Annotated in this window: 12 protein-coding genes; 5 read left to right on the plus strand and 7 right to left on the minus strand. The window is 40.5% G+C overall.

Going from position 1 to position 14,373, the window contains the following annotated elements; all coding sequences use genetic code 11:
* The first annotated feature begins 25 nt into the window (after nt 1-25).
* Together AC0N32_RS18955 and AC0N32_RS18960 are read left to right on the plus strand one after the other, a co-directional pair.
* Nucleotides 26-880, plus strand: coding sequence for a glycosyltransferase family 2 protein (locus AC0N32_RS18955; RefSeq protein WP_476395403.1), 855 nt, complete (start codon nt 26-28; stop codon nt 878-880).
* 58 nt (nt 881-938) lie between these two features.
* Nucleotides 939-2,003: a hypothetical protein gene (locus AC0N32_RS18960; RefSeq protein ID WP_476395404.1), complete on the plus strand. Its 1,065-nt coding sequence runs from the start codon at nt 939-941 to the stop codon at nt 2,001-2,003.
* On the opposite strand, the gene AC0N32_RS18965 is transcribed toward AC0N32_RS18960, so the two are convergent.
* The 7 genes from AC0N32_RS18965 to AC0N32_RS18995 form a co-directional block, all read right to left on the minus strand.
* Nucleotides 1,996-3,474, minus strand: a complete 1,479-nt coding sequence (locus AC0N32_RS18965; protein WP_476395405.1) for a lipopolysaccharide biosynthesis protein — start codon at nt 3,472-3,474, stop codon at nt 1,996-1,998. The genes AC0N32_RS18960 and AC0N32_RS18965 overlap by 8 nt on opposite strands.
* A gap of 3 nt (nt 3,475-3,477) precedes the next feature.
* Nucleotides 3,478-4,272 (minus strand): FkbM family methyltransferase, encoded by a 795-nt coding sequence (locus AC0N32_RS18970; RefSeq protein WP_476395406.1) that lies wholly within the window; start codon nt 4,270-4,272, stop codon nt 3,478-3,480.
* A gap of 822 nt (nt 4,273-5,094) precedes the next feature.
* Nucleotides 5,095-5,760, minus strand: a complete 666-nt coding sequence (locus AC0N32_RS18975) for a DUF2461 domain-containing protein (protein ID WP_476395407.1) — start codon at nt 5,758-5,760, stop codon at nt 5,095-5,097.
* Between the two features lie 45 nt (nt 5,761-5,805).
* A complete protein-coding gene (locus AC0N32_RS18980) occupies nt 5,806-7,035 on the minus strand; it encodes an ABC transporter permease (protein ID WP_476395408.1) in 1,230 nt (409 codons plus the stop codon).
* A gap of 21 nt (nt 7,036-7,056) precedes the next feature.
* Nucleotides 7,057-7,806 carry an ABC transporter ATP-binding protein gene (locus AC0N32_RS18985; RefSeq protein WP_476395409.1) on the minus strand — a complete coding sequence of 250 codons (750 nt, stop codon included), beginning with the start codon at nt 7,804-7,806 and terminating at the stop codon, nt 7,057-7,059.
* A 44-nt stretch (nt 7,807-7,850) separates the two neighbouring features.
* Nucleotides 7,851-9,125 carry an efflux RND transporter periplasmic adaptor subunit gene (locus tag AC0N32_RS18990; protein WP_476395410.1) on the minus strand — a complete coding sequence of 425 codons (1,275 nt, stop codon included), beginning with the start codon at nt 9,123-9,125 and terminating at the stop codon, nt 7,851-7,853.
* Between the two features lie 3 nt (nt 9,126-9,128).
* Nucleotides 9,129-10,439 (minus strand): TolC family protein, encoded by a 1,311-nt coding sequence (locus AC0N32_RS18995; RefSeq protein ID WP_476395411.1) that lies wholly within the window; start codon nt 10,437-10,439, stop codon nt 9,129-9,131.
* Between the two features lie 225 nt (nt 10,440-10,664).
* Here AC0N32_RS18995 and AC0N32_RS19000 point away from each other — a divergent pair, with 225 nt between their 5' ends.
* The 3 genes from AC0N32_RS19000 to AC0N32_RS19010 all read left to right on the plus strand — a co-directional run bounded on the left by AC0N32_RS19000 (nt 10,665) and on the right by AC0N32_RS19010 (nt 14,305).
* Nucleotides 10,665-12,350, plus strand: a complete 1,686-nt coding sequence (locus AC0N32_RS19000; protein WP_476395412.1) for a DEAD/DEAH box helicase — start codon at nt 10,665-10,667, stop codon at nt 12,348-12,350.
* A 153-nt stretch (nt 12,351-12,503) separates the two neighbouring features.
* Entirely contained in the window at nt 12,504-13,142 is a 639-nt protein-coding gene (locus tag AC0N32_RS19005; protein ID WP_076392175.1) for a DUF47 domain-containing protein, read from the plus strand.
* A gap of 20 nt (nt 13,143-13,162) precedes the next feature.
* Nucleotides 13,163-14,305 carry an inorganic phosphate transporter gene (locus tag AC0N32_RS19010; protein WP_476395413.1) on the plus strand — a complete coding sequence of 381 codons (1,143 nt, stop codon included), beginning with the start codon at nt 13,163-13,165 and terminating at the stop codon, nt 14,303-14,305.
* Nucleotides 14,306-14,373: the final 68 nt, after the last annotated feature.

Below are 14,373 nucleotides of genomic sequence, written 5' to 3' on the forward strand. Positions count from 1 at the left end.
ATCATTCATCATTAATAGTTTTAAATTGAGGTTTTTAATTGTAATTCCTGCTTATAATGAGGAAGGCAATCTTCCTTTTACCCTGGATTCTTTACAGTGGCAAAGCTTTGGAGATTTCAGAGTGGTCATTGTGAACGATGGCTCTACGGATAACACGGCCGAAATCATCAAAAAATATTCGAAAGATGATACCCGTTTTGAGACCATTAATCTTCAGAAGTCTCTTCATCAGCCGGGATCGAAAGTGGTAAATGCTTTTAATAAAGGCCTGGATACCCAAAAATTAGATCATTTCGACATCATCTGCAAATTTGATTCTGATGTGATCTTTCCGGAAGATTATCTTGAAAAAATAGAGAAAGCATTTGCTGATCATCCTGATTATGGCCTGATAGGCGGATTGTTATACATTGAAAAAGACGGAAGCTGGGTGTATGAAGGAAATTCTAATAAACATCACGTTCGCGGTCCTCTGAAGGCATACCGTAAAGAAAGCTTCGTACAGATGAAGGGAATCAGGGAAACATTAGGCTGGGATAATATTGACGGGATTTTGCTTCAGAATCTTGGCTGGAAGGAAGTTGTCCTTGATGAACTGCATGTAAAGCTGATTAAAATAAAAGGAGCCGATTACACGATAAAACCCGCAGATTATTACGGGAAATATTTTTATTTTTTAGGATTGAAAAGGGTCTTAGCCTACATCGCAGCCTTTAAGGAAGCTTTGAAAAGCAAATCAATTGCTTTCTTTTTCTCAATTGTCGGATCTTATGAAAACTGCCGAAGCCACAAATTGGAATTGAAAATATCGGCTGATGAACAAAAGGCTATCAACAGGCAGCGTTGGAACATGCTGAAGAAGAAATGGCTGAAGACTTAAACAAGTAATTATCCGTTCAAATGATATATATATAAATTGAATTTAGCAAAAAACCATCTTGAAAAATATAGCTTACATAGAAATAGATACCCATTCTGAAGTTGCCCTGGATTTCATTGATATCATGCAGGATTCCGATCTGTTTAGGGTGGATTATTATTTTTCAAAAAGAATAAAAGATGAGACCGGATATTCCGGGGAAAATGTTTTTCTGTCGGATAGCTCAATGATTCTTGATCAGCTGAAATCTAAGCCGTATGACCTCATTATCATCGGAACTGCGCATCGGTACTTTGATACTTTCAGGATCATTGCTGAAAAGTACGATTCTGCCGTTATTGTTCATAATATTAACTTTACAAATATTTCAGGATTACATTTATTCAGAAACATTTTTAAGGCAGATGTTGTTTACAGGTTAAAACTCTGGTGGAAAGAAGGGCTTTTTTATTCTTCAAAAGTATATCAGAAGGCAAAAAATCTTCTGGTTCTCGATGCAGAACTCAGCTCCGAACGTCTCAGGTTTCTCCCGATATTTTACACAAAAAAGGAGAGTACCTCGGATCATGAGACGCTTGTGGTCGTTATTCCCGGCGGAGTTTCTCAAAAAAGGAGGGATTATCAGAAAGTATTCGCAGCCATCAGAAAACTGGAGGATCTGTATTGTGCTGGCGTTCAGTCTAAATCGATAGAATTTGTCTTCTTAGGAATGGCTAAAAAAACGGAACTGAAGCAGATTACTGAGCTTGAAGATTCATTACAATACATCAATATAACTTATTTTACCGAAAGGGTTTCACAGGCAGATTTTGACCGCTGGATGCAGAAAGCCGATGTGTTATGGTGTCCTATTCAGGAAGAAACGGAATTTTTCAGCCAAAAGGAAATTTACGGGAAAACCAAAATGACCGGAAATTTAGGAGATGCCATTAAATTCGGAAAACCGGCTGTTTTCCCGGAAAATTACCATTCCCATCTGGATTTTATTGTTCCTGAAAAGAAGGATATTGTCAAACAATTTGAAGAGTTGAAAAATACCCCGTTCAATTTTCAGAAAGACTATCCTAAAAAAGCAGTAAAAGAGCAGCTTGAAAAGGTTCTCAAAAGCTTGATTTCTACTTAAATTTAAAGATACTTTTAATAAAGTTTTTATTCAGGTAATCTTCAATCGGGAATATATTAGTGAAATAATTCCCAATGAATATTAATATTAAAACCACTGCCGGTTTATAGATCAGGTTGACGAAATTATTACTGAAATTCGGTAGTACAATCGCCACCGTGATTGCCAGTGTACAGATAATGGAAACGAAAATCATCTCAATCGTCAGGGGTGAAACTTTAAATACGATATAATTGAAAGCAATTTTCACCACATTGTAAATGATCAGCGATATTGCGGTAGATAATGCAATTCCGATAAGCTTTAAATCCGTATTTTCTAAAAAGTAAAAATTTAAACTGATCGTCAACCCTGCAAGCAGGAGCATTACCAGAATATTAAATTTATAATATTTTGAAAGTGAAATAATATTTCCGTTAAATCCTGTTGCCAGGTCAACCAGTACCGCCGAACCCCAGATCCAGACTACCGGCTCGTATTCTCTAAGCATTACGCCGTTTTTCGGCATAAAATAAGTGAGATAGGGAAACCCGACCATAATACAGGAAAACAGCACAGCGCCTAAAAAATATAAAGTGAGCGACGTTTTTTTATGGAATTTATCAAGTCCTTCCATGTCGCCGTCTGCGAGATTTTTGCTGATAATCGGTGCCGAAATATTAAACAGGCCCAGTTGCGGAATGGAAATCAGGGAAATGAGCGCATACAATGTAGAATAGATCCCGTTTTCTTCCATTCCCATGTATTCCCCGATCATAAAGCTGTTGATGGCCAGATAGTTTCCGAAAGTTCCTAAAAAGCCGAAAAAGCTGTAGCTCGTAAACTCTTTCCAGAAATCATCTTTCTTAAAATAATCGGTGCTGAAATCAAGTTGGATTTTTTCCAGCTTATTGGTATAATAAATGTATCCGAAAAGCATGAGAGCAAAAACTCCAAAGAAAAACGCCAGTGCGGTCTGCTGTGAAAGTGTAAAATAAAAAAAAAGACAAAAGGCACCAAGATTGGCTATTTTAGGAAAAAGATTGTCGAAGATATTAGAAACGACGATTCTTTTAAAATTTGAGATATATTTGTTGAATACGGCGCAGAATGATAAAACCAAAATGAGCGGAAGCACGATCTCTTTTAGATTCCATGCTTTGGTATTCATAAATTTAGGATAAAAATGGGGAAGTATAAAAAATACGCCGCAGAAAATAAGAAAATTGATCAGAATGGTGATGAGTGACAACGAAAGCATATTCTGGTTTTTGCCGTCTTTCTGAACACTGTGGTAAAATTTTACATTCGCATAAGAAATCCCGAACACCACAAACGGAACAAGCATTTCTGCGGTCTGCATGCTGTACCTGAGTGTGCCGTAAAAGGTAAAGTCGTTTGGAAAAATAAAAATTGCCGAAACCGTTCCCAGCAGGAACCCTACATAGCCGATGATAGAATATTTAAACCCTTGCCTTGCTACTACACTCATCTCTTACTGGCTTTTTGGGATAAAAATGATATTGTTGATGTATTCTTTTTTGTTTTTCTCGTCACTGGTGTTTTTAAGTAGAATCTCTTCCGTCAGTTTTTCAAGGGTAAACGAATTCCTGTCTAAAAATTTTGCTTCATATCCCCACGATTCCACTTCCGCAATTTCCTGCCAGACTGGTGTTTCGTGATGTCTCTGCTCCATTTCCACCATCATGACCGGCAAAAATTTACCGATTACTTCCCGGGCTCCGGAAAGTGTTTTCATTTCGTTTCCTTCGACATCTATTTTGATGAAATCAAGCCGTGTGAAGTTTTCTATCGCTGCCCATTCGTCGAGCTTTATCACCTTTACTTTTTCGGTATAGCTTTTTTCTTCACCTTTTTCTTTGTAAGAGGTTTTCAGAGTACCTCTTGAGGCTACGGTTTTTCCGTTAATAATGGGAACTTTGAACTCTGCGGTTGTATTTTCATCAGAAAGCGCGAGAGGAAAAACACGCATTTCAGGAAAAATCCTTTTTAATCTGCGGTACAGTTTTTTGTTGGGTTCAAAAGCATAGATCTTTTCATGATCCAGCTTCTTTTCAAGCTGGTACAGGAATGTTCCTACATTCGCTCCGATGTCAAGAATCACCGCATTTTTGGGTAAGAATTCTTTGATCCACACCAGTTCCGGTTCTACATTTCTTACAGAGAAATTGTCTTTACTGAGATTATTTAAACTTTTAAAAAATCTTTTTTTATAAAATCCCGGACTGATAAATTGTAGATTTTCAGCAATTCTTTGGTATAGAGACATCTTTTTGCTTTTGACAAGAACAAAGATACATAAAAATGTTAAATTATTGTTAAAAATATTAAAATGTAACTGATTGAAATTCAGTATTTAATTATGTCTATGAAAAATACGACAACTACTTGTCGTATGGTATGAAATTCACTATTCGGCAATAATCAATGGTGAATTCCTACGGGTCAATTCGCTGTGCTTGTCAATTTTTATTTCGTTCGGTAATTGACCATTCACTTGCGAAGCAAATTGACAATTCACTATTCATCAATAGTCAATGGTGAATTCCTACGAGTCAATTCGCTGTGCTTGTCAATTTTTATTTCGATTGGTAATTGACCATTCACTTGCGAAGCAAAATTGACCATTCACAATTTAGTAATAGTCAATGGTGAATTCCTACGCGTCAATTCGCTGCGCTTGTCAATTTTTATTTCGATAGGTAATTGACCATTCACTTGCAAAGCAAAATTGACCATTCACAATTTAGTAATAGTCAATGGTGAATTCCTACGAGTCAATTCGCTGTGCTTGTCAATTTTTATTTCGATCGGTAATTGACCATTCACTTGCGAAGCAAAATTGACCATTCACAATTTAGTAATAGTCAATGGTGAATTCCTACGCGTCAATTCGCTGCGCTTGTCAATTTTTATTTCGATAGGTAATTGACCATTCACTTGCGAAGCAAAATTGACCATTCACAATTTAGTATCAGTCAATGGTGAATTCCTAAGGGTCAATTCGCTGCGCTTGTCAATTTTTATTTCGATCGGTAATTGACCATTCTCTTGCAAAGCAAAATTCACCATTGACCTTTCATCATTTCCCTCAAACCAGCGGCGCATTCAGAAAGTCGTTCAGTGGTTTCATCAATTTGAAAATGTTGGTAAGGTTTTTAACGGCATTTTTATCCAGCACTTCTTCGTCTTTTAGATTATAAACGACAATGAAATTTTTTAGTTTAAGGTATTCGGCCATGGGGTCATCTTTTTCAAATCCCTGGGGAATTTTCTTCAGCTTGTCTTCCTGATCCAGTTCAGGGAAATGCTTTTTAAACGCTTTATTGTTGATGACAGCTAAAAAATCATCCGCATATAATGAAATTTCCCTTCTCAATTCTTTTAAAACGGATGGCTCCGGCATATAAATTCCTCCGGTGATAAAAGATTTTCCAGGCTCCAGATGCAGATAATAGCCACCTTTCTGACTCCCTTTCCCCATTCCCAGCGAAGCGCCGAAATTCGTTTTGTACGGAATTTTATCCTTGGAGAAACGGGTATCGCGGTAAATCCTGAACAACGCCTTTTTAGCATCGATTTTCGCAAGCTCTTCATCAAATCCTGACATTTCTTTGATCAAGTCCTCAAGGAATGCAATGACATGCTGCTGCGATTCAACATACAGGTTTTTATGTTCGGTAAACCACTCGCGGTTGTTATTTTGACTAAGCTTTTTTAAAAATCCGAAAACCTCAGAAGAAAGTACTGCCGACATACGATTTGTTTTTTATTGATCTTAATTTCTTTAAAATTACAAAAACTATTCATACCGTAATGCTTCGATAGGATCGAGTTTTGAAGCTTTCAAAGCCGGATAATATCCGAAGAACACACCGGTAATGGCACAGACGATGAATGAAATGATAATGGATGATTCGGTAATATACGTCGGCCATGAAAGGAAAAGCGTGACAAGTTTCGAGGTTAAAACACCCAATAATACACCGATGATCCCGCCGGTAATGCTGATCATGATCGCTTCAATTAAAAACTGGTACAGGATATCTTTTCCTCTGGCGCCGATCGACATTCTCAGGCCTATTTCCTTAGTCCTTTCGGTAACGGAAACATACATGATGTTCATGATGCCGATTCCTCCTACAATCAGCGAAATCCCCGCAATGGCTGATAATAGCACCGTTAGAAGCTGGCTGGTTGAGCTCATGGTTGAAATTAGTTCAGCCTGCGTTCTTACGGAAAAATCGTCATTGCTGCCGTCTTCAGCAAGCTTATGCTGTTTCCTTAAAATTTCCGAAATCTCATCCGTAGCCTGCTGGGAAGTGTTCTCGCTGGTAGAGGAAGCATAGATCGTCTGTACATAGGTAATTCCCAGGAATCTGCGCTGTACCGTACTAAACGGAGCAATAATCACATCATCCTGATCCTGTCCGAATGCATTGGAGCCTTTTGCTGCCAGGACGCCAATCACCTTCATCGGAACTTTATTGAAGCGGATAATGCTGCCAACCGGATCTTCACCATTTGGAAAAAGATTGGCGACCACGGTCTGACCAAGGAGGCAGACTTTATTGGAAGAAGTCACGTCTTTCTTGGTAAACAGCGATCCGTCGGAAATTCCCCAGTCGCGGATGCTGAAATAATCTTCGTTCACGCCTTGCAACTGTGTCGGCCAGTTGTTCGGTCCGCTGATGGCCTGTCCGTTGGTCTGCACGGCCGGGGAAACATAGGAAACATCCGGTGCCCCTTTTTCTATAGCATCGACATCCTGTGTTCGCAGCGTTTGCAATCCTGTTGCCCCGATCCTTGCCCCGCCGGAAACATTTACGTTGCTGGAAGGACGGATGGTGATCATATTCGAGCCCATTGATGAAAGCTGGTCGCTGATGCTTTTCTTGGAACCTTCACCGATAGCCGTCATGGCAATTACCGAAGCCACTCCAATGATGATTCCCAGCATCGTAAGAAAGGCGCGGAGCTTATTTCGTAAAAGGGCCCGCCAGGCTATTCTGAATAGGTTTGAAAGGTTCATGCCGATTCGGTTTTAAATCATTTATTTGTAATCATCATTTAACGGGAGGCTTTCCAGTGCTTCCCGGGCAGATTTTATATCTTCATTTTTAATATCCTTGACCACTTTTCCGTCCCGCAGCGTAACCGTCCGGCTGCTGAAGGTTGCGATATCCGGTTCGTGGGTAACAAATACAATCGTGCTGCCCTGGCTGTTCAGGTCCTGCATCAGGGCCATGATCTCGTAAGACGTTCTGGTATCCAGGTTTCCGGTAGCCTCATCGGCGAGAATCATCACCGGCTCATTCACCAAAGCTCTTGCGATAGCCACCCTTTGCTGTTGTCCGCCCGACATCTGGTTGGGCAGGTGGTCGATCCTCGTTTCCAGTTTTACGGCAGTGAGTGCTTTAACGGACCGCTCGTTTCTTTCCTCTGAAGATATTTTTGAATTATATAAAAGGGGAAGTTCCACATTTTCTTTGGCCGTAGTCCTTGGGAGAAGATTATAGGACTGGAAGACAAACCCGATCTTCTGGTTTCTCAGCACCGCCAGTTCATCACGGTTAAGGTTTTTGATGTTGATGCCGTCCAGAATATAATCCCCGCTGGTCGGTTTGTCCAGACATCCCAGGATGTTGAGCAGGGTGGATTTCCCGGAGCCGCTGCTCCCCATAATCGTTACAAATTCACCCTTTTCCACGGAAAATGTAACGCCTTTCAAGGCATGGACGATCTCTTCGCCCATTTTGAAGTCCCTTTTGAGATCATTTATTTCGAGAATTTTTTCCGGCATGGTGATTTTTTATTGATAGTGATTTGTTGTTGACTATTGCTTTTTTATCTCGGTCCGCCACTGCCGCCACGGTTTCCTCCGCCGCTTCCTCCACCTCTTCGCTGAGGCATAAAAGGGCTTTTAGCGGCATTACCGGAGGATTTCTTCGATAAATTTTTATATCCTATGATGATATTGTCGTTTCTGTCAAGTCCCGAAATAACCTGGATTTCCGTGTCGTTGTCCATTCCGGTTCTGATCCTCTTCCGGGTAATGATGCTGTCTTTTCCGATCACCCATACGCCTGCGGCTTCACTTTTATTTTCCCCACCGGATTTTTCTTTTTTCGGCCCGGTGCCTTTTCTTTTCCCTTTTCCATTAGCGAAAGGTGAATCCACTTTGTACTTTTTCATCACCAGGCTGTCCGGCCTGAAGCTGGTTGCGGCGGCTGGGATTTTCATAATGTTTTTCAGAACTTGGGTGTAAATTGTGATGTTGGCCGTCATCCCGGGTTTTAATTTTAAGCTTGAATTATCTGCGTTGATGATGGTGGTATAATTCACGACATTGGAGGAAACGGTAGGCTGCAGCCGTACTTCCGATACGCTTCCGTTAAAGGTTTCGTCGGGAAAGGCATCTACGGTAAAGGTGGCTCTCTGGCCTTTTACGACATTTCCAATATCCGCTTCATCCACCGAGGCCCGGATCTGCATTTTCGTTAGATCTTTCGCAATACTGAAAAGGGTAGGCGTGCTGAAGCTCGAAGCTACGGTCTGTCCTTCGCTTACATTCCGGTTCAGGACGGTTCCGTCGATTGGAGAGTAAATATTCGTCAAGGATAAATTTTTCCTGGCCGTGGAAAGCTGTGCGCTTACGGAATTTACCTGTGCCCTTGCAGCATTGTACTGGTTGGTCGCTACATCAAAATCTGCTTTACTGATAGCACCAACCTTATAAAGCTGACGCTGACGGTTGAAGTTGATTTCATTATAAGACAGGTTGCTTTTCGCATTCTGTAGATTGGCATTGATCTGTTCGGTCTGGTATTGGAACAGATCGGGATCCAGGGTCGCCAGGAGCTGTCCTTTTTTAACCGTAGAATTAAAATCGACATAGGTTTTTTTTATGATCCCGGAAATCTGCGTACCGACAGCCACCGTATCAACAGGCTGAACTTTGCCGGTTGCCGTAATGGAATTTGAGATCTCGCCCATTTCAGGCTTTACCGTTTCCAACTGGATTTTAACTTCTTTTTCGCGGATAAAAAAGTACCAGACAGCGCCCAATACAATGATGCCGCCGATCATCCAGTACAGCAATTTTTTATTTTTTCCTTTCATAGTTTATCTTATGTTTATGGGGTTTCCTGCATAAAATTCGTAGATCTGCTCATTGAGGACTGCCGAATATTTTGCCTGAAGAAAATTCTGTATCGATTGGATGTAGGTGAGCCGCTGCTGCTGAAGCTGCACATAATCAATGCTTCCCAGTTTCATCTGGGCGGTCACGATATCATAGCTCTGTTTATTGAGATCCATCTGCCGGGATGCCGATTCATATTGCGAGACCGAGTTTTGGAGGCTGATGTAAGCTTGCTCGATTTGCTGGTTAAGTACGGTTTTGGTATTTAGTAAATCTAAATTAGCTTGCTGGATCTCGATTTTTGATTTTTCAATGGCTGTCCGATAAATCCTGTTGTTGTAAATCGGGATTCCTAAGCTGAGGCCTATCGGTAAGAAAAAGTTGTTTCCCAGCTGGTTAAAATAATTTCCGTTATTATAAGCGTAATTGCTGGAAATATTTCCGGTGAGGCTTAGTGTCGGAAAGATGGAAGCCCGGGCCATTTTCAGATTGGTTTTGGAATTTTCGATATTCAGTTCCCCATATTTTACTTCCGGCCGCTGATTCTGGGCCATGTTCTGAACTTCGGACAGGGTTTTAAAGTTTTCATCGACTGTAATGCTTTCCGGTTTTACGATCTGAAAATCGTAGTCGGTGGGAAGCTGTAAAATCTGTTTCAGATTAACAATGTAGGTTCTGAGGTTATTCTGCGCGGCAACAAGATTGTATTCGTCCTGGGCGACCTGTGCTTGGATCTGGAGGTAGTTCAGCTTGGAAATACTGCCCGCTTTATAAAGTTGGTCACCCTGTTTCAGCTGTGTTCTTGTAGTGGTTAAAATTTCCTGAAAGGCGACAATATTTTCTTCCGTCATCAAAATATTAAGGTAGGCTTGGGTGATGCTTAGGGTGATGTTGTTCTGGGCTTCCTGCACCGACAGATCTGCCATCTGTACCAGAAGATTTTTGGAAATTTCGTTATTCCTGATATAGCCTGCACGGTATAAAGTCATGGACGAACTTGCACCTATGCTTTGTGATGGTATTCCGTTTACATTTAGCCCGTTATTTCCGTTCACGGCCACAATACCTTGTGAAACTGTGGCATTCAGATTGGGGTATTTGGCTTCTTTCGCCTGAAGCAGATCCTGTTCCGCAGAGTTTCTGGAAAGGCGTAAAGAATTGATGGAGATGTTGTGCTGCTTTGCATATTCAATACAGTTCTCTAAGGTCCAACTAGGTGGATAGCTATTGGTTTGGGCAGAAATTTCAAATGTTCTGAAAAAGAATATCAAAAAGAAGAACAGGCGTTTCATAGTTAATTTCTGAAAATTCATAAATCACACAGAAAAAATCAATCCAATTTAACAAAAAAAAATAATTTTTAACATGTTTTTAACGCAGGTGCTGTTTTTTTGCGGTAAATTTTTTAAAAATTAAAAAAATCTTAAATGATTGTGAATTTAAGTTTGTATATTTCATAATTAATTCAAAAACAAATCAATATTTATTGTATCTTTGCAGAAATTTTATAATATTTAATGAATTTATTTACGGAGACCAATTTAAGTCCTGATATTCTTAAGGCAATTGGCGAACTGGGCTACGAAAGCCCGACAGAAATCCAAAAACAGACTATCCCTTTCATTCTTTCAGATATTCGCGACTTGATCGCACTTGCGCAGACGGGGACAGGCAAAACAGCAGCATTTTCGCTTCCGATTTTGGATATGATTGACGAAACGAGTCGCAAAATCCAGCTTTTGGTGCTTTGTCCGACACGGGAATTATGTCTTCAGATTGCTAAAGACATAAAAAATTATTCCAAGTACATGAAAGACATCAAAACTACGGCAGTTTATGGTGGAAGCAGTATTATGGACCAAATGAGATCGCTAAAGGACAAACCGCAGATCATTGTGGGAACTCCGGGAAGGGTGATCGACCTTATCAACAGAAAGGCCCTCGATTTTTCAGCTATCCACTGGCTGGTACTGGACGAGGCTGACGAAATGCTTTCCATGGGCTTCAAAGACGAACTGGAAACCATTCTCAGCGAAACGCCTGAAACGAAACAGACATTCCTGTTCTCTGCAACGATGAACAAGGAAGTAGAACGTATTTCTAAAAATTACCTGACCAAGCCTCACAGAATTTCCGTAGGTTCCATTAACGAAGTTAAGAAGAACATCAAGCACGAATACTATGTAACCGGTTACCGTCAGAAAAAAGAGGCTTTGAAGAGACTGATCGATTCAAATCCTAACCAATATTCCATTATTTTCTGCAGAACGAGAATGGAAACCCAAGAAGTTGCCGATTTCCTGATGCAAAACGGATATGCAGCCGACGCGCTTCACGGAGATCTTTCTCAGGCACAGAGAGATACGGTAATGAAAAAGTTCAGGCTAAAGAATATCGATATTCTGGTAGCGACGGACGTAGCGGCAAGGGGACTTGATGTAAATTCCCTGACCCACGTTATTCATTACTCTTTACCTGACGATCCTGAAGTATTCGTTCACCGAAGCGGAAGAACGGGTAGAGCAGGAAAAGACGGTATTTCCATTGCCCTGATCAAGCCTGAAGAAAGCAGAAAATTGAAGCAGATCAAATCGGTGACGAAAATTGAGATGAACGAAGGCAAAATCCCTACCGGAGAAGATATTATCAAAGCCCAGGTAGGCGGTGTTTTCGAAAGCCTTTTTGAGATCCACGAAGATTTCTTTGAGTTTGATGATTCCTTAATTCCGGATTTATCGGCATTTACGAAAGAAGAACTGGCGCATAAGCTTCTTCAGTTCCAACTGAAAGACCTTGCGCTGTACTATAAAGACAGACATGACCTGATGGAGCAGAAGCTGAGCAGCAGAGATGACGACAGAGGTTCCAGAAGAGACCGTGACAGGGGCAGAGACCGCGACAGAAGCGATAGGGGAGAACGAAGAGAACGCGGCGGTAAACCAAGAAAAAAGAACGAAAACATGGTAAGATTCTTCTTTAATCTTGGAAAAAAGGACCAGCTGAAAAAGCTTGATGTATTAGATATTATCAATAAAGCGACGTCTAACGGAAAAAGCAAAAAAAGAGCGGAGATCGGAGATATCGAGATCCTGGAGAAATTCTCTTTCTTCGAGATCGAAAAATCTTATAAAGGCGATCTTTTAAGCAATATTTCCACAATGAAATTCAGAGGAAAGGAAATGAGGGCTGAAGAGGCCAATTAATCCTTTGTTCAACACCACATAAACCGGCATTATTGCCGGTTTTTTTGTTTGATAATCAGGGGATAAGTCAATGTTAACAAAACTTAATGTTGTATTGTTTCAGGTAAGAGGGTTTTTTAAGAAATTTGCACACGAAATTATAAAAACTTTACAATGGGAATTGGTAATATTTTCCACGCTTTTCAACCGAAAGATAAAATCTTCTTTGTGCTTTTCGAAAAAGTAACAGAAAACCTTGTAGCAATGTCTGAGGAATTCAACCACGGAATCAAAGATTTCGATCTGAATGACGATTCCATGCTGAAAAAGATGAGCGACTACGAGCACAAAAACGATGAGCTTACCCACGAAATCTTCGTAGAATTGGGGAAAAACTTCATTACCCCTTTCGACAGGGAAGATATCCACACACTGGCTACCGGGCTGGATGATATCGCCGATTACATCTATGCTTCCACAAAGTATATTTTCTTGTACAAATCTCCTGAAATGAAAGCGTATTCCGATTTCTCATTACTGATCCACAAAGCATGCCTGGAGATCCAGAATGCGATGAAGAATTTGAAAGGTTTCAAAAATATGGAGCAGGTAAAAGAAGCCTGTATCAAAGTAAATTCTATTGAAAATATCGCCGATGATCTTTTGTCCAACTCGATGGTGGAATTATTTGAAACCAACGATGCGATCAATATTATCAAAGTTTCATCCGTACTTAATTATCTTGAAGTAGTAACAGACAAAGCAGAAGATGTTGCCAACACGATTGAGAACATCATGATTAAATACGCTTAATTAATAATTATAATTAAACAATGGAATTTCCGATTTTACTTATAGTTATTATTGCATTGGCTTTAGTATTCGATTACATCAATGGTTTCCATGATGCGGCCAACTCAATTGCGACTATTGTTTCTACAAAGGTTTTAACTCCGTTCCAGGCCGTTCTTTGGGCAGCGCTCTGGAATTTTGCTGCTTTCTTCATTGCGGCTTACATCATCGGAGAGTTTAAAATTGGTAATACGATTGCCAAAACCGTTAATGAAAATTTTATCACCCTTGAAGTGATTTTCTCAGGTCTGGTTGCAGCCATTGCCTGGAATTTGTTGACCTGGTGGTTCGGTATCCCTTCTTCCTCTTCACACACGCTGATCGGAGGATTTTTAGGAGCAGCCCTAATGCACGCCTTTATGATGGATTATCATGACGTGGCAGCGGCCCAGCCCGGTTTAGGAGCTTGGGAGACGATGAAAGAAGCTTTCAGCCAGGTGACGCACCAGAGTGTAGTGAAATTTGATAAGGTGATCCCGATCTTCCTCTTCATTTTCATGGCACCGATCATCGGGATGATTATTTCCATCATCATTACCTTAATTATCGTTCACCTTTATAAGAAATCAAATCCTCATAAAGCCGATCAGTCATTTAAGAAATTACAGTTGGCTTCTTCTGCTTTATTCAGTTTGGGGCATGGTCTTAACGATGCCCAGAAGGTAATGGGGATTATTGGGGCGGCACTGATCTATTACCATGTGGAAATGCTTCACGATCCGGTATATCTTAATCTTGAATCCGGTGCTCGTTTCGATTATTTCGCACAGCATTACATCTGGGTTCCTTTGGTTTCCTTTATTGCGATCGCTTTGGGTACGATGAGTGGTGGATGGAAGATTATCAAAACGATGGGTACCAAGATCACGAAAGTAACTTCCCTGGAAGGCGTAAGTGCTGAAACGGCTGGAGCTATTACTTTATTTATCACCGACCATTTCGGGATTCCTGTATCTACCACGCATACCATTACCGGTTCAATTATTGGAGTAGGATTGACGAAAAGGATTTCTGCTGTAAGATGGGGAATCACCGTAAGCCTTCTTTGGGCGTGGGTGCTGACGATCCCGATTTCTGCGATTGTTGCCGGGATTACTTATCTGGCGGTTACATTTTTATCTTAAGATTATATTTTTAAAATAAATAACAAAAACTTTGCTCACTTGGGCAAAGTTTTTTGTTTTAAAAAGCC

The organism is Chryseobacterium endophyticum, from assembly GCF_056333165.1.

Coding starts and splice junctions, on each gene's coding strand:
- AC0N32_RS19000 (WP_476395412.1), top strand. CDS start 10,665: ATGAATTTATTTACGGAGACCAATTTAAGTCCTGATATTCTTAAGGCA.
- AC0N32_RS19010 (WP_476395413.1), top strand. CDS start 13,163: ATGGAATTTCCGATTTTACTTATAGTTATTATTGCATTGGCTTTAGTA.
- AC0N32_RS18965 (WP_476395405.1), bottom strand. CDS start 3,474: ATGAGTGTAGTAGCAAGGCAAGGGTTTAAATATTCTATCATCGGCTAT.
- AC0N32_RS19005 (WP_076392175.1), top strand. CDS start 12,504: ATGGGAATTGGTAATATTTTCCACGCTTTTCAACCGAAAGATAAAATC.
- AC0N32_RS18985 (WP_476395409.1), bottom strand. CDS start 7,806: ATGCCGGAAAAAATTCTCGAAATAAATGATCTCAAAAGGGACTTCAAA.
- AC0N32_RS18975 (WP_476395407.1), bottom strand. CDS start 5,760: ATGTCGGCAGTACTTTCTTCTGAGGTTTTCGGATTTTTAAAAAAGCTT.
- AC0N32_RS18990 (WP_476395410.1), bottom strand. CDS start 9,125: ATGAAAGGAAAAAATAAAAAATTGCTGTACTGGATGATCGGCGGCATC.
- AC0N32_RS18980 (WP_476395408.1), bottom strand. CDS start 7,035: ATGAACCTTTCAAACCTATTCAGAATAGCCTGGCGGGCCCTTTTACGA.
- AC0N32_RS18970 (WP_476395406.1), bottom strand. CDS start 4,272: ATGTCTCTATACCAAAGAATTGCTGAAAATCTACAATTTATCAGTCCG.
- AC0N32_RS18995 (WP_476395411.1), bottom strand. CDS start 10,439: ATGAAACGCCTGTTCTTCTTTTTGATATTCTTTTTCAGAACATTTGAA.